Origin of the sequence: Microbacterium sufflavum (genome assembly GCF_023091155.1) — a bacterium.
GTDB classification, from domain to species: Bacteria; Actinomycetota; Actinomycetes; order Actinomycetales; family Microbacteriaceae; genus Microbacterium; species Microbacterium sufflavum.
This window is the reverse complement of record NZ_JAHWXK010000001.1, coordinates 1,706,307-1,723,016: the sequence shown is the minus strand read 5'-3', so window position 1 is coordinate 1,723,016 and position 16,710 is coordinate 1,706,307. Positions and strand designations below refer to the sequence as shown.

The 16,710-nt window shown below is 73.4% G+C and carries 16 protein-coding genes; 5 read left to right on the top strand and 11 right to left on the bottom strand.

The window, feature by feature from the left end; genetic code table 11:
- Positions 1–28: 28 nt before the first annotated feature.
- The 3 genes from KZC56_RS08370 (at position 29) to KZC56_RS08360 (ending at position 2,575) form a co-directional block, all read left to right on the top strand.
- The gene (locus tag KZC56_RS08370; RefSeq protein ID WP_136028675.1) at positions 29–412 is read left to right on the top strand and encodes an L-rhamnose mutarotase; all 384 of its coding nucleotides are present in this window, start codon (positions 29–31) and stop codon (positions 410–412) included.
- Entirely contained in the window at positions 409–1,575 is a 1,167-nt protein-coding gene (gene rhaI, locus KZC56_RS08365) for an L-rhamnose isomerase (protein WP_136028674.1), read from the top strand. The genes KZC56_RS08370 and rhaI overlap by 4 nt, the downstream gene beginning before the upstream one ends.
- A gap of 148 nt (positions 1,576–1,723) precedes the next feature.
- A complete protein-coding gene (locus KZC56_RS08360) occupies positions 1,724–2,575 on the top strand; it encodes an alpha/beta hydrolase fold domain-containing protein (RefSeq protein WP_240744484.1) in 852 nt (283 codons plus the stop codon).
- Between the two features lie 22 nt (positions 2,576–2,597).
- Here the strand turns inward: KZC56_RS08360 and KZC56_RS08355 are convergent, their stop codons facing one another.
- Positions 2,598–3,326: an SDR family oxidoreductase gene (locus KZC56_RS08355; RefSeq protein WP_136028673.1), complete on the bottom strand. Its 729-nt coding sequence runs from the start codon at positions 3,324–3,326 to the stop codon at positions 2,598–2,600.
- A gap of 146 nt (positions 3,327–3,472) precedes the next feature.
- Here KZC56_RS08355 and KZC56_RS08350 point away from each other — a divergent pair, with 146 nt between their 5' ends.
- The gene (locus KZC56_RS08350; RefSeq protein WP_247638342.1) at positions 3,473–5,623 is read left to right on the top strand and encodes a nucleoside/nucleotide kinase family protein; all 2,151 of its coding nucleotides are present in this window, start codon (positions 3,473–3,475) and stop codon (positions 5,621–5,623) included.
- 16 nt (positions 5,624–5,639) lie between these two features.
- Here KZC56_RS08350 and KZC56_RS08345 read toward each other — a convergent pair whose 3' ends face one another.
- Together KZC56_RS08345 and KZC56_RS08340 are read right to left on the bottom strand one after the other, a co-directional pair.
- Positions 5,640–6,623: a LacI family DNA-binding transcriptional regulator gene (locus KZC56_RS08345; protein WP_247638870.1), complete on the bottom strand. Its 984-nt coding sequence runs from the start codon at positions 6,621–6,623 to the stop codon at positions 5,640–5,642.
- Between the two features lie 69 nt (positions 6,624–6,692).
- Positions 6,693–7,601 (bottom strand): hypothetical protein, encoded by a 909-nt coding sequence (locus KZC56_RS08340; RefSeq protein WP_247638341.1) that lies wholly within the window; start codon positions 7,599–7,601, stop codon positions 6,693–6,695.
- Positions 7,602–7,685: 84 nt separating this feature from the next.
- Between KZC56_RS08340 and KZC56_RS08335 the strand changes: the two genes are divergently transcribed.
- Entirely contained in the window at positions 7,686–8,900 is a 1,215-nt protein-coding gene (locus KZC56_RS08335; protein WP_247638340.1) for an HAD-IA family hydrolase, read from the top strand.
- An 18-nt stretch (positions 8,901–8,918) separates the two neighbouring features.
- On the opposite strand, the gene KZC56_RS08330 is transcribed toward KZC56_RS08335, so the two are convergent.
- The 8 genes from KZC56_RS08330 to KZC56_RS08295 are packed head-to-tail and all read right to left on the bottom strand — an operon-like array spanning position 8,919 to position 16,709.
- The gene (locus tag KZC56_RS08330; protein WP_247638339.1) at positions 8,919–9,932 is read right to left on the bottom strand and encodes a 1-phosphofructokinase family hexose kinase; all 1,014 of its coding nucleotides are present in this window, start codon (positions 9,930–9,932) and stop codon (positions 8,919–8,921) included.
- Between the two features lie 16 nt (positions 9,933–9,948).
- The gene (locus KZC56_RS08325) at positions 9,949–10,683 is read right to left on the bottom strand and encodes an SDR family oxidoreductase (protein ID WP_136036972.1); all 735 of its coding nucleotides are present in this window, start codon (positions 10,681–10,683) and stop codon (positions 9,949–9,951) included.
- Complete coding sequence (locus KZC56_RS08320) at positions 10,680–11,435, bottom strand: class II aldolase/adducin family protein (RefSeq protein WP_247638338.1); 756 nt, start codon at positions 11,433–11,435, stop codon at positions 10,680–10,682. The genes KZC56_RS08325 and KZC56_RS08320 overlap by 4 nt, the downstream gene beginning before the upstream one ends.
- Positions 11,422–12,906, bottom strand: a complete 1,485-nt coding sequence (locus tag KZC56_RS08315) for a rhamnulokinase (RefSeq protein WP_247638337.1) — start codon at positions 12,904–12,906, stop codon at positions 11,422–11,424. Before KZC56_RS08315 ends, KZC56_RS08320 begins: the two co-directional genes overlap by 14 nt.
- A gap of 1 nt (position 12,907) precedes the next feature.
- Complete coding sequence (locus KZC56_RS08310) at positions 12,908–13,675, bottom strand: SDR family oxidoreductase (protein WP_136028608.1); 768 nt, start codon at positions 13,673–13,675, stop codon at positions 12,908–12,910.
- 59 nt (positions 13,676–13,734) lie between these two features.
- Positions 13,735–14,733: an ABC transporter substrate-binding protein gene (locus KZC56_RS08305; RefSeq protein ID WP_136046229.1), complete on the bottom strand. Its 999-nt coding sequence runs from the start codon at positions 14,731–14,733 to the stop codon at positions 13,735–13,737.
- 51 nt (positions 14,734–14,784) lie between these two features.
- Positions 14,785–15,867 (bottom strand): ABC transporter permease, encoded by a 1,083-nt coding sequence (locus KZC56_RS08300; RefSeq protein ID WP_247638336.1) that lies wholly within the window; start codon positions 15,865–15,867, stop codon positions 14,785–14,787.
- Positions 15,864–16,709: an ATP-binding cassette domain-containing protein gene (locus KZC56_RS08295; RefSeq protein WP_136028610.1), complete on the bottom strand. Its 846-nt coding sequence runs from the start codon at positions 16,707–16,709 to the stop codon at positions 15,864–15,866. Before KZC56_RS08295 ends, KZC56_RS08300 begins: the two co-directional genes overlap by 4 nt.
- Between the last annotated feature and the right edge of the window lies 1 nt (position 16,710).

Here is a 16,710-nt window from a genome sequence, read left to right as displayed (position 1 = left end):
GCACCGGCCGGACACCGAAAGGACCCTCATGACCCGCGTGGCCTTCCAGCTCCAGGTGCGCCCCGAGCTGCTCGACGAGTACGTGGCCAGGCACTCCCCCGTGCGGCCGGAGATGCTGGCGGAGATCGCCGCCGCCGGACGACGCGACTACAGCCTCTTCCTCGGCGCCGGCGGCACGCTCTTCGGCTACTACGAGACCGACGACGACCGGGCGGCCCAGGCGTACCTCGCCGCGTCGCCCGTCGCCGCGCGGTGGGAGGCCGAGATGAGCCGCTTCTTCGTGGGCCTCGACGGCCGCCCCGATCAGGCCGCCACCTCCCTCACCGAGGTATTCCACCTCGAAGACCAGCTCGCCGCGGCGAGCGCCACCGACTCCTCCGCCACCACCGACACCGAAGGCCGTGCATCGTGAGCATCCTCACCCCCGACATCCTCGCCGCGCTCGAGAAGCAGAGCATCGAGCTGCCCAGCTGGGCCTTCGGCAACTCCGGCACCCGGTTCAAGGTGTTCGGCACGCCGGGCACCCCGCGCGACCCCTACGAGAAGATCGCCGACGCCGCCCAGGTGCACGCGCACACCGCCCTCGCGCCGACCGTGGCGCTGCACATCCCGTGGGACCTGGTCGACTCCTTCGACGACCTGCGCCGTCACGCCGAAGACCACGGCGTGACGCTCGGCACCGTCAACTCCAACACCTTCCAGGACGACGACTACAAGTTCGGCGCGCTCACGCACGAGGACGCCGCGATCCGCCGCAAGGCCATCGACCACCACCTCGCGTGCATCGACGTCATGGACGCCACGGGCAGCCGCGACCTGAAGATCTGGCTCGCCGAGGGTTCCAACTACCCCGGGCAGGCCGATCTGCGCGGTCGTCAGGACCGCCTGCACGACTCGCTGCAGCAGATCTACGCGCGCCTCGGCGACGACCAGCGGCTCGTGCTCGAGTACAAGTTCTTCGAGCCCGCGTTCTACCACACCGATGTGCCGGACTGGGGAACGTCGTACGCCCAGGTGAGCGCGCTCGGCGACAAGGCCCTCGTGTGCCTCGACACCGGTCACCACGCGCCGGGCACGAACATCGAGTTCATCGTGATGCAGCTGCTGCGGCTCGGCAAGCTCGGCTCGTTCGACTTCAACTCCCGCTTCTACGCCGACGACGACCTCATCGTCGGCGCGGCCGACCCGTTCCAGCTGTTCCGCATCCTGTTCGAGGTGATCCGCGGCGGCGGCCTGAACAACCCCGACGTCGCCTTCATGCTGGACCAGTGCCACAACGTCGAGGACAAGATCCCCGGGCAGATCCGTTCCGTGCTGAACGTGCAGGAGATGACCGCGCGTGCCCTGCTGGTGGACCGCGAGGCGCTGTCTGCCGCGCAGCGCTCGGGCGACGTGCTGACGGCGAACGCCGTGTTCATGGACGCGTTCTCGACCGACGTGCGCCCGGCGCTCGCGGAGTGGCGCGAGTCGCGCGGCCTGCCGGCCGACCCGATGGCCGCCTACGCGGCGTCCGGGTACCAGCAGCGCATCGCGGAGGAGCGCGTGGGCGGCGTGCAGGCCGGCTGGGGAGCCTGACCCACCGGCGCGAACCGTCGCTCGTCTGCCATGCTCGACGCATGTCCTCCCCCGACGAGAAGCCCTCCCGCCGCGGCGCGATCATCGGTCTGCTGTTCTTCGTGATCGGCACCCCGCTCGCGGTCTGGCTGCTGTACACGGTGCTGCCGTGAGCGCGGACCTCCACATCGCCGACCGGGTGCTGGACGGACCGCACGGAGCGCTGCGCGTACGCCTCTACACCCCGGCGTCGCCGACCGGCGCGGGTCTCGTCTGGGCGCACGGCGGAGGCTTCGCGGGCGGCGACCTCGACATGCCGGAGGCGGATGCGGTGGCGCGGGCCTTCGCGGCGCACGGCATCGTCGTCGTGAGCGTGGACTACCGCCTGGCGCCGATGACCCCGGACTGGACGAGCCGCCTGGGCTCGCCGGAGCGCGGCGGCATCCACTACCCGGTGCCGCACGACGAGATGGTCGCCGCGTTCCGCTGGGCCGTGTCCTCCCCGATCGCCGCGCGGGGATGGGCGATCGGCGGCGCGAGTGCGGGCGGCAACCTCGCCGCCGGCGCCGCCCTGCGACTGACCCACGACGGCGGACCGGTCCCGGGCCTCGCGGTCCTGGCCTACCCGACGCTCCAGGCCGTTCAGGACGCCCCCACCCGCGAGCTGCGCGCCCTGCTGGACGCGCAGCCGGACGCCGACGTCTTCACCGCCGCGTTCGTGCGCGGCATGTACGAGAACTATCTGGGCGGACCGCTGGACCGCGCCGACGTCTACGCGATCCCGGGGACCGCCGCGCCCGCGCAGCTCGCGGGCTTCCCCCCGACGATCATGGTCAACGACGAGACGGACGAGCTGCGCATGTCGGGAGAGGCCTTCGCGCGCGCCCTCTCGGCCGCCGGCGTCGACGTCGACGTGTCGACCGAGCCGGGCACCACCCACGGGCACCTCAACCGCCCGGACGCTCCGGCGTTCGCGGCCACCGTCGAGCGCTTCGCCGAGCGCCTGCGACAGCTTCCCTGAGGTGCCGGGCGCCGTGGCCGCCTCAGCGACTGGTGTAGCCGCCGTCGATGGGGAGCGAGACGCCCGAGATCATCGCGGCGCCGTCGCCCAGCAGGAAGACGATGGGGGCGGCGATGTCGTCTTCGGTGGCCCACCGGTGCAGAGGCATCGCGTCGAGGAAGGGACCCTCGATCTCGGGGCGTCCCCAGTACCAGGCCGACATCGGCGTCATCACCACGGTCGGGTTGACGCTGTTGACCCGGATGCCGTGGCCGCCCAGCTCGAGCGCCGAGACGCGCGTGATGTTGTCGAGCGCCGCCTTGGACGAGCCGTAGGAGATGTGCCCGGCGAGGGCGACGAGGCTCGCCTGGCTCGACACGTTCACGATCGCGCCGCCCTTGCCCCCGCGGATCATCTCGCGCGAGGCGTACTTGGTCACCAGCAGGGCCCCGCGCGCGTTGATGCTCATGACCCGGTCGAACACCGAGATGTCGGTGTCCATGGGGGTGGCGATCTCGCCGCCCCAGCCGCCGCAGTTGACGACGCCGTAGAGGTCGCGGCCCTCGATCGCCGCGCGGATCTCGCCCTCGTCCTCGAGGTCGAAGGCGAGCGGCGTGGCGCCGGTCTCGCGTGCGATGTCGGCGACGCTCTCCGCGGTGCGGCCCGCGGCGAGCACGTCGGCCCCGGCCGCGACGAGGTGGCGGACGGTCGCGCCGCCGATGCCGCCGCCGGCGCCGGTGACGAGGATGGTGCGGCCCTGGAATTCGGTCATGCGCGTCTCTCTCCATCGAGGGGTGTTGTCCTGTGCCCCGGGTCACTTGACACCGGTGACATGGCCAGCGTAGCGTGCTCCGCAGTCGCCCACATCGTCCCTCGCCCTCCGATGCCCCGCGTCGACCACAGGAAGACCACGAAGCCGTGATCCAGACCCCGCCGCCCGCGCCCGACTCCGACGTCGCGCTCTCCGACCTCGTGGAACGGGCGCGGCGTCTCATCGCCGACGGCCGCCGCCGCATCCTCGGGATCGCCGGCACCCCCGGCGCCGGGAAGTCGACGGTGAGCGCCGCCCTCCTCGACGCGCTCGGGCCGCAGGCGGTGGTCGTGGGCATGGACGGCTTCCACCTCGCGAACGCCGAGCTCGTGCGCCTCCATCGCCGCGACCGCAAGGGCGCCCCCGACACCTTCGACGTCGACGGCTACCTCGCCCTGCTGCGGCGGCTCCGGGCCCCGGCCGACGGCGTCGTGTACGCCCCCGCGTTCGACCGCGGGCTGGAGGAGCCGATCGCCTCCGCGATCCCGGTCCCCGCCGACGTGCCGCTGATCATCACCGAGGGCAACTACCTCCTGCACACCGGACACGGATGGGAGCGCGTGCGCGAGCTGCTCGACGAGAGCTGGTTCCTCGACATCGAGCCGGACACGCGCCGGCGGCGGCTGGTGGCACGACGTCGCAGCCACGGCCATCCCCTCGACGAGGCGACCGCGTGGGTGCGCGACGTGGACGAGGCGAACGCCGCCGTGGTCGAGGGGAGCCGCGCGCGCGCCGACCTCGTCGTGCGGCTCTCGTCACCCGCCGCCCCGGCCGCCCCGATCGCCCTCGCGGCCGGGACGCTGCAGCGGCTGCCCGCCGCCGTCGCCCGCCCCGCCTACGACCGGGCCCGCGTGCGACCCGGCATCGTGCACCTCGGCGTCGGCAACTTCCACCGCGCGCACGAGGCCATGTTCGTCGACCGGCTACTGGCCGCGGGCGACGCGGACTGGGGCATCTCCGGCGTCGGCCTGCTGCCCCACGACGCCGCCATGCGCGACGCCCTCGCCGCGCAGGACGGGCTGTACACGCTCGTGACCGTGACGCCCGACGGCACGGAGTCGGCCCGCGTGATCGGTGCACTCACGGAGTATCTCTTCGCGCCCGACGACCCCGAGGCCGTCCAGGCGCGCCTGAGCGACCCCGCCACGCGCATCGTCTCGCTCACGATCACCGAGGGCGGCTACGGGATCGACGAGCGCACCGGCGCCTTCGTGCCGCAGGACGCCGCGACCCTCGCCGACCTCGACGACGCCGCGCACGGGCGCGGCACCCCGCCCCGGAGTGCTCTCGGACACCTCGCCGCCGCCCTCGCCCGCCGCCGTGCGGCCGGGGTCGCGCCGTTCACCGTCCTGTCGTGCGACAACATCCCCGGCAACGGCGGCGTCGCCCGCACGGCTCTCAGCGGCTTCGCCGACCGGCTCGACCCGGAACTCGGGGCCTGGATCCGCACGAACGTGGCGTTCCCCCCTTCGATGGTCGACCGCATCACTCCGGTGACCACCGACGAGACCCGCGCGCTCGTCCGGGAGCGCTTCGGCGTGGACGACCGGTGGCCGGTACGCTCCGAGGACTTCGTGCAGTGGGTGCTCGAGGACCGTTTCCCGCTCGGCCGCCCGGCGTTCGACACGGTCGGCGTGCAGCTCGTCGACGACGTCGAGCCGTACGAGCTCATGAAGCTCCGGCTGCTGAACGCCTCGCACCAGGCGATGAGCTACCTCGGCATCCTCGCCGGGGCGACCATGGTGCACGAGGTGTGCGCGGACCCGCTCTTCCGCACCTTCCTGCGCGGGTACATGCAGCAGGAGGCCGTGCCCACCCTGCGGCCCGTACCGGGCATCGACCTCGACGCGTACGGGGAGCAGCTGCTCGCCCGGTTCGGCAGCACGGCCGTGCGCGACACCCTCGCCCGGCAGGTCGTTGACGGCTCCGACCGCATCCCCACCTTCCTGCTCCCGGTCGTGCGGGAGCGGCTCGCCACGGGCGGCTCGATCGCGCACGCCGTGCTCGTGCTCGCGGCCTGGAGCGTCTTCCTCGAGGGTGTCGCGGAAGACGGGACGCCGGCCCCGGTGTCCGACCGCCGGCTCGCCCTGCTGCGCGCGGCGGTGGCCGCCGAGGCCGCGGAACCCGGCGCGTTCCTGGACTGCACGGAGGTCTTCGGCGATCTGGGGCGCGACGCACGGCTGCGGGCGGAGTTCGTCGCCGCGCGCACCTCGCTCCGCACCCTCGGGGCCCGCGCGAGCATCGCCGCCCTGGGCTGACCGCGGGTCGAGCGGCTCAGACCGGGGCGGCCCCGGTGCGGCACGACTCGCGCTCGACCAGGTCGACGTCGATCACCGCGACCGCCGGCCCTGCGGGCTCCACACCGCCGAGCCGGTCGAAGATGCGCTCCGCGGCGAGCGTGCCCAGGCGATACGGGTCCTGGTCGATCACGGTGAGCGCCGGCGTCAGAACGTCGGCCATCGGGAAGTCGCCGAAGCCGACGATCGCGAGGGGCTCGTCGCGCAGCGCCGCGGCGAGCGCCATCGAGCACCGCGCGTTGGCCGAGAAGAGGGCGGTGGGCGGGTCGTCGAGGGCCCGCAGCTGCGCCACCGCCTGCCGTGCCGCCTCCCGATCCGAGACGCCGGATCGCACCAGCTCCGCGTCGGCCGCGATCCCCGCCTCCGCGAGCCCGCGTCGCCAGCCCTCCAGCCGGTTCGCCTCGGTGGACAGGTGCACGGCGTCGCCGACGTAGGCGATCCGCCGGTGCCCGTGGCCGATCAGGTGCTGCACCGCCGCCACGGCCCCGCGCTCGTCGGCCTCGACGAACGTGTCGGCGTCGAGGCCGACGGGCGCCCGGTCGACGAACACGATCGGCGTGTGCTCGCGCCACCGTTCCAACCAGGAGTGGTCGACCCCGACCGGGGCGATCACCAGTCCCGACAGCTGCCGGCCGAGCATCGACTCGATCGCCGGACGCTCCCCCTCCGGGTCGGACCCCAGACTCGTGACGAGCGTGGACAGTCCGCGCCCGCGCGCGACGTCTTCGATGGCGCGGGCGATCGAGGCGAAGAACGGGTCGACGATGTCGGGCACCGCGACCCCGATGACCGAGGTCCGCCCGGCGCGGAAGGTGGTGGCCAGCACGTTGGGGACGTAGTTGAGCTCGCGCATGGCCTGCTCGACCAGGGCCCTGGTGTGCGGCAGCACGTGCGGGTCGTCGTTGAACACGCGCGAGACCGTCTTGGTGCTCACGCCCGCGCGCGCGGCGACGTCACGCATGGTCGTCACAGGTACCTCCTTGCCCCCGGGGCGGGGCAGCCTCCGGCCACCCTACCGGCCGCGCCGCGCTCAGCCGCGCCCGTCGACGGCGGCGGCCAGCTCGCGCAGTCGCGGCAGCGCGCGGGTCGTCAGCAGTTCCTCGCGGCGGGCGGCGTCGTACGAGAGGCTGTCCTTCCACAGCGAGCGTCCGGCCATCGCTCCCGCCGCCCCGTTCGCGACCGCCGTGGTGACCTGACCGATGAAGGTCTCGTGGTCGACCCCGGCCGACAGCACCGCCCACGGCACCCCCTGGGCCGCCTCGGTCACCGCGGCGCTGGCCTCGGCGGATCCCGGGTACTGCAGCTTGAGGATCTTCGCACCGGCCGCGACGGCGAGCGCGGCCCCCTCGGCGACGAGCGCCGGGAAGGCGTCCGCGTACTCCTCCTCGGTCTCGTCGTCGAGGCGGTAGGTGAGCAGCTCGACGATCAGCAGGAGTCCCTCCACCTCGCACTCGGCGATGAGCGCGCGCATCTCGTCGGCGACGCGGGAGTCGCGCCCCTGCCGGTCGGGCCGCGTGTAATAGAGCATCTTGGCGACCCCGCCGCCGAGCTCGCGCACCGTGCGCGGGGTGACGCCGGGCACGAAGCGCGTGTAGCGCAGACCGTCGACGGTCTCGAAGCCGGACGCGTCGAGGCCCACCACGAGGGCGGTGTCGCGGTCGAGCACGCCGTCGTCGACGACGGCCGGCAGGGCGACCTCGGGGTCGAGCAGGATGGCCGGCGCGTGCACGGCCAGGTGGCGCACGAGGTCGGCCTTCACCGCCGACAGCTCTTCGCGGGTGATGGCGTCGGGGCCGCCCGGTGCGTCGGGGATGGCGGCCTTCATGCCGTTGCGCTGGTCGGCGGCGACGATGAGCATGCCGCCGTCGGGGGTGGAGAGGGACTGCAGGGCACGGCGTTCGAGCGTCGTGAGCGGGTTGGCGACGGTGCGGGTGAGCATGGGTTCCTCTTCTCGTGGGCAGAAACCGATGATCCGCGGAAAATCAACCATGACACCGGTGTCTTTCTCTTCTATGGTGGGGGTATGACCGAGACCTGTCAACCGTCGGACGCCCACGTGGTCGTCGTGGCCGGGGTCGCGGGAAGCGGCAAGACCACCCTCGGCCGGGCCCTCGCCGCCGAGCTCGGCGTCCCGCTCCTCGACCTCGACGCCGTCACGACTCCCCTCCTCGACGCGCTCCCGCCCGAGCTCTGGGACGGCCACTGGCTGCGCGGGCCGCATGCCGCCGCCGTACGCGAGGGTCGCTACGCCGCGCTGCGGGCCGTGGCCGCCGACGCCGTCGCCACCGCGGGCGGAGCCGTGCTCGTGGCGCCCTTCACGCGCGAGCTGCAGGGCGGAGCGGCGTGGGAGCTGCTCCGCGCCGCGGTGGCTCCGGCGACCCCGCACGTGCTCCACCTCACGGGCGACTCCGACCTGCTCGCCGCGCGACGCGCCGAACGGGCGACCCCGAGAGACCTCCACCGCGCCGACGAGACCCCGCCTCCCCCGGCGATCCCGGTGACCCGCATCGACGCCGACCTGTCGACCGCGCAGCAGCTCGCGCGCGTGCGCGTCGTCGTCGGGCCGCGTCCGTCGCTCGACCCCGACGCCGTGGTCTTCCGCCGGACGTTCGACGCGGTGCTGTTCGACCTCGACGGCACCCTCGTCGACTCCACCGCCTCGGTCATCCGGTCGTGGCGCCGCTTCGCCGCCCACTACGGCGTCTCGGCCGAGGCCCTGCACGAGAACCACGGGCAGCCCGCTCACGTGCTCGTGTCGCGGCTGCTCGCCCCCGCGCAGCACACCGAGGGCCTCGACCGCATCCTCGACCTGGAGCTCTCCGACGCGGTCGACCTGCCGAGCGTGCCGGGAGCGCGGGCCCTCTACGACGCGGTTCCCGCGCACCGGCGCGCCATCGTCACCTCGGGAGCCGCACCCCTGGCCGCCGCGCGACTGGCGGCCGCCGGGTTCGCGGCACCGGGGGTGTTCGTCACCGCCGACGACGTCACCCGCGGCAAGCCCGACCCCGAGCCGTTCCGCACCGCGGCGACACGCCTGGGGGTGGACCCCGCGCGCTGCCTCGTGGTGGAGGACGCGGCCGCGGGGATCGCGGCCGCCCGGGCCGCCGGCTGCACGGTGCTCGCGGTCACCGGCACGGTCGACGCCGAGGCGCTGCCCGCCGACCTGGTCGTGGACGGCCTCGACCGCGTCGCGCTCACCGCCGACGCCGACGGCCTGCACCTGCGCCCGCTCGGCTGACGGGCGCCCGGGGCGGGGTCAGACCGCCGGTTCGGTCAACCGCGTCGCCGGGTCGGGCTCGTCCGTGACGACCGCGCGCGGCGCCGCCTCCACCGCGTCGAGCAGCGTGGTCGGACGGCTCACGGCGAGCGCCCCCCAGGAGGCCGCGGTCGCCGCCGCCGTCGTCAGCGCCGCCCGTCCCCCGGACGCGCCGCCGAGACCGTGCAGGAAGCCGGCGAGAGAAGCATCGCCCGCGCCCGCCGTGTTCACGACGGCCGGAGCGACCGCCCGCGCGTGGATCACCGCCGCATCCGTCACGACCAGCACGCCGTCGGCCCCCATGCTCGTGTACACCGTGGCGACACCGCGGGCGACCAGCTCGCGCGCGGCCGCCGTCACCTCGCCGACCGTGCGCAGCGGACGCCCCACGAGCTCGGCGAGCTCGTGCGTGTTCGGCTTCAGCAGCGCCACCTCCGTGGGGTCGGCCACCAGCTCCGCGAGCGCGGCGCCGCTGGTGTCCACGGCCACGCGCACCCCGGCGCCGCGCACCGCGCGTACGACGTCGGCGATCCGGGCCTCGGCGCCGGTCACCTCCGGGAGCGTGCCCGACACCACCAGCCACGAGGCGGCGAGCGCGCGGCACGCCCCTACCACGGCGGACCGCGTCTCCTCCCAGGCCGCCGGTGTGAGCGGCGGCGTCGGCGCGTTGACCTTCGTGGTGGCACCGCCCGCATCGATGATCGACGTGTTGACCCGGGTGGCCCCCGGCACGGTCACGATCCGCAGCACGTCGGCCAGCGGCGACTGCGCCGCGAACGCCACGTCGTCCGCCCCGAGCACCACCACCGCCGCGGTGGCCACCCCGGCCGCGCGCAGCGCCGCCGACACGTTCACGCCCTTGCCGCTGACCTCCCGCTCCCAGCCGGACGCGCGCACGAAGGCTCCGCGCTCGATCGGGACGGGCAGCCGGTACGTGGCATCGATCGCCCCGGCCGCCGTCAGCGTCACGACGGGCCCGGCGGTCCCCTCCGGCAGCGCACGCGGCTCGGTCACGGCTGATCCCCCTCGCTCAGATCGGCTGCCCGGTCGGCAGCAGCACCAGGTCGCGCACGACCACGTGCGCCGGCCTGGTCAGCATGAACAGCATCGCATCCGCCACGTCCGACGACCGGATACCCGTGCCCTCGGCGATGCGCTCCGCCTCTTCGGGCGAGCCGTGCGCGAAGCCCCACAGCGGATTGAGGACGACCCCGGGCGCGATCGCCCCGATGCGCACCCCGCTGTCGGCGTACTGACGACGCACCGTGTGCACGAACGACTGCACGGCGTGCTTGCTGGCGGAGTACACCGGCTCCCACTCGATGTCCTGGTGCCCCGACACCGAGCTCGTGACGAGGATGTCGCCGCTGCCCTGCGCCAGCAGCGGGGGGAGCGCCGCGCGCACCAGCGCCATCACACCGGTGACGTTGGTGGCCACCACCGCTGCGATCTGAGCGACCGTCGCATCGGCGAGATCGCCGCCGAGATAGATCCCCGCGTTGGGCAGCACGATGTCGAGGCGGCCGTGGCGGCGCAGGGTCTCGGCCACGACGTCCTCGGCGCTCTGCGGCTCCGACACATCGGCGGCGATCGTCGTGACCCGCTCCGGATGCTCCGCGGCGAGCGCCGCGAGCCGCTGCTCGTCGCGCGCCACAGCGACCACGTGGCAGCCGGCTGCCGCGAGCGCCTGCGCGGTCGCCAGCCCGATGCCCGAGCTCGCCCCGGTCAGCAGCGCCACCCGGTCCTTCACCGACACACCGCTCATCGTTCCCCTCCTTCTGCGAGCAGCGCCCGCCGGTAGATCTCATCGGGCCGGGTGTCGATGCGCCGCACCTCGTCGGCCGGCATGAACCGCACCCCGCCCAGCGTCTCGGCACCGATGATCGCCCGCGCGCACTTCTGCGCCATCGCGGTCATCCCGATGACCTGGTCAGCCGTCGCGCCGGTCGCGAACATCCCATGGTTCTGCAGGTACACGGTGACGGGCGGTGAGCCGTGGGCGTCGATGTGCGCCGCGAGCCGCGCCCGCACCTCCCGCGCGAGGGCGAGACCCGGATCGATGTAGGGCACCAGCAGCGGGGCCGCTCCGAGCACCACGATCTGGTCGGGGAACAGCGCACCCTCCACCAGCAGCTCGGGTCTCTGCGAGCACAGCACGGCGTTCACCGCGGTCGGATGCGCGTGGGCGATCACCCGCGCCGGCGCCTGGTCGTAGAGCACCACGTGCAGCAGCGCCTCGACCGAGGGCCGTCGTCCCTCCGCCTCCGCGACGCGGTCGAAGTAGCGGTCGACATCGGTGCCCGTCGCGCGCTCGTCGTCGATGAGCTCGCGCGCCTCGGCGAGCACCAGCGGTACGAAGTCCTCCGGGCGGGCGGCTCCGAGCACGGCGCCCGAGGCCTTGACCAGCATCGTGTCGCCCTCGCGCATCGAGGTGTTGCCCTCGCCGAGGACGGCCGCGTCGAGGGCGGGGTCGCCGAGGCGGCGGCTGAGGGCGGCGAGCAGCTCACGCGAGGTCATGCAGGGGCTCCGATCGGGTGGGGGCGGGGTGGTGGACGCGCGGCGGGCCGTCGCCGTCGTCGACCGGGAGGGCACGGGCGGTCGCGGCGTCGGGCAGGTCGCCGGCGGCGAGCGCGACCTGCAGCAGCACACCGCGGACGGATGCCTCGACGGGTCCGGCGATGACGGGAAGCCCGCTGCGGGCGGCGGTGCGGGCGCACAGCAGGGCGTTGCGCGCGCCGCCGCCGACGATGCGGATGCGCTCCAGGGTGCGTCCGCTCCGGCGGGCGGCGAGCGCGACGGTGTCGGCGTAGGCGACGGCGAGGCTGTCCACGATGGCGCGGACGAGGTCGGCCCTGGTGGACGGCGGCTCGGCCCCGCCCTCGACGCACGCCCGCACCAACCGCGCGACCAGGTCGTCCGGGGCCTGCAGCGCGGGGTCGGCGGGATCGAAGAGACCGGGGTACGACGACCGGGCCGCCGCGTCGAGCAGCGCGGTGAGCATGTCGAGCGACGGCTCGGCCTCGCCGTCGGCGGCGGCCCACTCGCGCAGCGTCTGCTGCAGCAGCCACATGCCGCTGAGGTTCTTCACCAGCAGGGTGTCGCCCCCGGCGCCGATCTCCTGGGTGAAGCCGTCGCGGCGGGCGCGGTCGTCGCGCAGCAGCGCGGGCAGGGCCACCCCGGCCACCCCCCAGCTCCCGCTGGAGACGACACCGGTCCCCTCGTCGTCGGCGGCGGTCACGGCCATGAATGCGGCGGCGGTGTCGTGCGCCGTCACCGCGAAGACGGGCACGGGGTGCGCGGCGCCGATCGCCGCGGTGACCCGGGCGGTGGTGGGCCCGGCCGACGATCCCGTCGGCACCACGGGAGGGAGCCGGGCGGGAAGACCCGCGGCGAGCGCGGCCGACCAGTCCCCGGTCGCCCGGTCGAGCAGCGCGGTGGTCGAGGCGAGCGAGGGCTCGGCCCCCACCCGCCCGGTGAGCAGGTGCACGACGATGTCGGCGGTCAGCAGGATCGTGTCGTCGGGGTCGCCGATGCCCGCGGACTGGTCCTGCCGCAGCTGATGGGCCGTGTTGATGGCCTGGTCGAGCACCCCGGTGACGGCGTAGTCGGCGGCGAGGTCGCGGCCGGCGGAGGTGCGGGCGGCGAGGTCCGGGTCGGCAGCGCGGTGGTGCCGCACGAACGGACGCAGGGTGCCGTCGACGGTGAGCCGGGCGTAGTCCACGCCCCACGCGTCCACGCCGATGCCGCGCAGCTCCGCTCCCTCCTCCGCGGCGATCGCGACGCCCGCGCGGAGTCCGGCGAGCACGCCGTCGAAGAGCGCAGGCACGTCCCACCCGAGCCCCTCGGCGCGCGGCACCGGGGTGTTGGGGAACCGGGCGGCCTCCCGGACCGCCATCCGGGGCCCGTCCGGCGCGTCGGGGCGCAGCAGGCCGACCATGACGCGCAGGCTCGACGAGCCCAGGTCGACGGCGAGGTAGGCGGCCGTCATGTCAGATCGCGGTGTAGCCGCCGTCGATCACCAGCGTCTGCCCGGTGAGGTACGACGAGGCCGACGAGGCGAGCAGCAGGAGCAGGCCGTCGAGGTCGGCGGGCACGCCCATGCGGCCGGCCGGGATCATCGACACCCAGTCGGCGGCCAGCTCGGGGTTGGCCTCGGTGAACTGGCGGGTCATGTCGGAGAGGATGTAGCCGGGCGCGATGGCGTTGACCCGGATCGCGGGCGCCCACTCCACGGCGAGCGACTTCGCCAGCTGGTCGACGGCGGCCTTCGACGCGTTGTACGACGCCTGATGCTGGGGCACGTTGACCACCCGGCCCGACATCGACGAGATGAGGATCGCGGACCCCTCGCGGCCCTCCGCCCGCAGCGGTCGGGCGAAGGCCTGCGTGCAGTAGAACGTGCCGCTGAGGTTCACGTCGACGACCTTCGCCCACGTGCCGGGATCGACCTCGGTCGAGTCGCCCCAGATGGTGATGCCGGCCGCGGTCACCAGCAGGTCGGCGACGCCGAGCTCCTCGCGCACCGCCGCGAAGGCGCGCTCGACCGAGTCGGCATCGGTGACGTCGACCAGGGCGGCGGCGGTGCGGGCTCCGGTCTCGGATGCCAGCCGCGCGGCGGACTCCTCGACCTCGGGCAGCAGGTCCAGCAGCGCCACGCGCACACCGGCGCGGGCGAGGGCGGTGGCGAGCGAGTAGCCGATGCCGCGGGCGCCTCCGGTGACGACGGCGACCTTTCCGGCGAGATCAGGGAAGCTCATGGGGTCCTCTCGGGGGTGACTCCGGCGACCGGGGGATCCCCCGGTCGCCGGAGGGGGTGTCAGCAGGTCGACTTGTAGACGGCGTCGGCGCCGTCGGTGTCGATGTTCTCCTTGGTGATGACCGTGAACCCGGTCTGGATCTTCTCCTCGGTGGCGTCTCCCTCGAGGGCGGCGAGCGCCTGGGCGACGCCGTCCTTGCCGATGGTGGCCGGCTCCTGGGCGACGAGCGCCTGGACGACGTCGTTGCGGAGCGCCTCGACCTGCGCGGGTCCGGCGTCGAAGCCGACCACGGTCACCTCGCCCTGCTTGCCGGCCTGCTGGATGCCGGTCGCGGTGCCCTCGGCGGCGAACAGGTTGGCGGCGAAGATGCCGACGATGTCCGGGTTGGCCTGCAGCGCGGCGGTCACGATGCGGGCGGCCTCCGCGGGCTCGTTGTGCGAGTACTCGATGCCCAGCGACTCGAACTTCGAGTCCTCGGCGACGGCCTTCTCGAAGCCCTCACCGCGCGCGTCCGACGTGGAGATGCCGGGGTCGATCGAGACCACGAGCACCTTGCCGCCCTCGGGGTGCGCCTTCTGGATGGCCTCGAACGCCGCGGCGCCACCGCCCTCGTTGTCCGACGCGATCTGGGAGACCGCCATCGACGGGTCCTCCAGGGTGGTGTCGACGAGGACGACCTTGATGCCGGCGTCGGCCGCGGCCTGGATGGGCGCCTGCATCGCGGTCACGTCGGTCGGGGCGATGAGCAGCGCGTCGGGCTTGGAGGCGACGAGCGCATCGACGATCGGCTTCTGCAGCGTCGGGTCGAACTTCTCCGGGCCCTGCACCTGCACCGTCGCTCCGGCCTCCTTGGCCGCTTCTTCGATGCCGCACTGCATGGAGATGTAGAACTCGTCTCCGGCCACGCCCTGCACGAACGCGATGTTGTAGCCGTCGTCGCCGCCGCTGGATCCGCCGTCGCCGCCCGCGTCTCCGCCCCCGCCTGCGCAACCGGCGAGGATGAGCGTCGCGGACGCGCCGAGTGCGGCGATGCTGATCGCTTTCCTGTTCCACTTCATTGTGATCACCGTTCTTCTCTTGACTGTGTGTGGATGGTGGTGGGCCGGGCGTCAGGTACGCCGGCCCCCGCTGACGAACTTGCGCCAGAGGCTCTGGGAGTTGCCGCGCATGGCGGCCGAGCGGCGGACCTGGTCGACGTAGACGGCGGTGATGAGCACCGCGCCGACGGCGACCTGCTGCCAGAACGGCGGCACGCCGGTGATGACGAAGCCGTTCTGCAGCACCGCGGGGATGAACAGGCCCACGACGGTGCCGACGATGGTGCCGACGCCGCCGAAGAGGCTCGTGCCGCCGATGACGACCGCGGCGATCACGTTGAGGTTGGTCTGCGACTGCCCGGCGATCGCGGTGGTGGAGAACTGCGACAGCGAGAGGATGCCCGCGACGCCGGCGAGACCGCCGGAGAGGGTGTAGATCGCGATGAGGTGGCGGTCCACCTTCACGCCCACCCGTCGCGCGGCGAGCTCGCTCGATCCGACCGCGTAGGTGTGCAGGCCGAAACGGGTGAAGTGCAGCACCACTCCGCCGATCACGATGATCACGAGGGCGATGACCGAGATGGTGGGGATCGTGCCGAGCACGTTGCCGTAGCCGATGGTGGTGGTCAGCACGGCGGGCACCTCACGGATGTCGACGCCGCCGGTGAGGATCTGCGCGAGGCCGAGCGACATGCCCAGCGTGCCGAGCGTGACGATCAGCGGCGGGATCTTCGCCTTGGCGATGAGGAACCCGTTGAGCAGTCCCCAGCCGATGCCGCAGGCGATCGCGACGAGGATGCCGACCACGGCCGTGCCCCAGCCCGCCCCGCCGATGACGCGCATGACCATGGCCGAGACGACGCCGGAGAACACCAGCACCGAGCCGATCGACAGGTCGATGCCGGCCGTGATGATCACGTAGGTCATGCCGACCGCGAGCACGGCGAGGATCGAGGCGTTCTGGATGATCAGCCGGAAGTTCGACCACTGGGCGAACGTGTCGGGTGCCAGCAGGCTGAACACGACGACGATCGCGATCAGCACGAGCAGGATCTGGAAGGCCTGGGCGCGGAGCAGGTTGCGGAAGTAGCCGTTCTTCGGCTCCTCGAGGGTGCCGATCGCCACGGTCTCCGTGGGGGGCTTCGTCGTGCTCATCGGTTCGGCTCCTTGTCAGCGGCGGAGGTCTCGGCGACGTCGCCTTCGGGGGCGACGTCGGCCACGGGCGGGGCGGCGTCGCGGGTCACGGCGCCGGTCATGAGGCCGACGAGCTCCTCCATGGAGGTGTCGGCGGCGGGGATGTTGGCAACGCGCGTGCCCAGGCGCAGCACCTGGATGCGGTCGGAGACCTCCATGACGTGCGGCATGGAGTGCGAGATGAACACCACGGCGATGCCCTTGTCGCGCACCCGGCGGATCGTCTCGAGCACGTTCTGCGTCTGCCGCACCCCCAGCGCCGCGGTGGGCTCGTCGAGGAACACCACGCGCGAGGCCCAGTGCACGGCGCGGGCGATGGCGATGGCCTGCCGCTGGCCGCCCGACATCTCCCCCACCGGCGAGGTGAGCGAGCGCACGGTGGCGCCCAGCTCGTCGAAGGCGGCCCGCGACTGGGCGCGCATCTCCTTGGTCTTCATGAAGCCGAGGGCGCCGGCGACGCCGGTCTGGCGCAGCTCGCGGCCGAGGTACATGTTCTGCACCGGGTCGAGGTGGGGCGCGAGCGCGAGGTCCTGGTAGACGGTCTCGACACCGAGCGCGCTCACCGCGGACGGCGTGGACATGTCGGCCTCTTCGCCGTCGAACAGGATCGTGCCGGAGTCGACGGCGAGGTTGCCCGAGAGCGCCTTGACGAGCGTCGACTTGCCGGCGCCGTTGTCGCCGATGAGGGCCGTCACCTCCCCCGGATACACCTCGAAGTCGACGTCGTTCAGCGCGCGCACGTGGCCGAACTGGCGCGAGAGTCCGCGCGCCTGGAGAACCGGAACCGTAGAACTGAGCGACATG

Bases quoted from the DNA above. Each gene is read 5' to 3' on its own strand.
- KZC56_RS08370 (WP_136028675.1), top strand. From the start codon at position 29: ATGACCCGCGTGGCCTTCCAGCTCCAGGTGCGCCCCGAGCTGCTCGAC.
- KZC56_RS08355 (WP_136028673.1), bottom strand. From the start codon at position 3,326: ATGACCGAATTCCAGGGCCGCACCATCCTCGTCACCGGCGCCGGCGGC.
- KZC56_RS08345 (WP_247638870.1), bottom strand. From the start codon at position 6,623: ATGCGTGACGTCGCCGCGCGCGCGGGCGTGAGCACCAAGACGGTCTCG.
- KZC56_RS08340 (WP_247638341.1), bottom strand. From the start codon at position 7,601: ATGCTCACCCGCACCGTCGCCAACCCGCTCACGACGCTCGAACGCCGT.
- KZC56_RS08335 (WP_247638340.1), top strand. From the start codon at position 7,686: ATGACCGAGACCTGTCAACCGTCGGACGCCCACGTGGTCGTCGTGGCC.
- KZC56_RS08325 (WP_136036972.1), bottom strand. From the start codon at position 10,683: ATGAGCGGTGTGTCGGTGAAGGACCGGGTGGCGCTGCTGACCGGGGCG.
- KZC56_RS08320 (WP_247638338.1), bottom strand. From the start codon at position 11,435: ATGACCTCGCGTGAGCTGCTCGCCGCCCTCAGCCGCCGCCTCGGCGAC.
- KZC56_RS08315 (WP_247638337.1), bottom strand. From the start codon at position 12,906: ATGACGGCCGCCTACCTCGCCGTCGACCTGGGCTCGTCGAGCCTGCGC.
- KZC56_RS08310 (WP_136028608.1), bottom strand. From the start codon at position 13,675: ATGAGCTTCCCTGATCTCGCCGGAAAGGTCGCCGTCGTCACCGGAGGC.
- KZC56_RS08305 (WP_136046229.1), bottom strand. From the start codon at position 14,733: ATGAAGTGGAACAGGAAAGCGATCAGCATCGCCGCACTCGGCGCGTCC.
- KZC56_RS08300 (WP_247638336.1), bottom strand. From the start codon at position 15,867: ATGAGCACGACGAAGCCCCCCACGGAGACCGTGGCGATCGGCACCCTC.
- KZC56_RS08295 (WP_136028610.1), bottom strand. From the start codon at position 16,709: ATGTCGCTCAGTTCTACGGTTCCGGTTCTCCAGGCGCGCGGACTCTCG.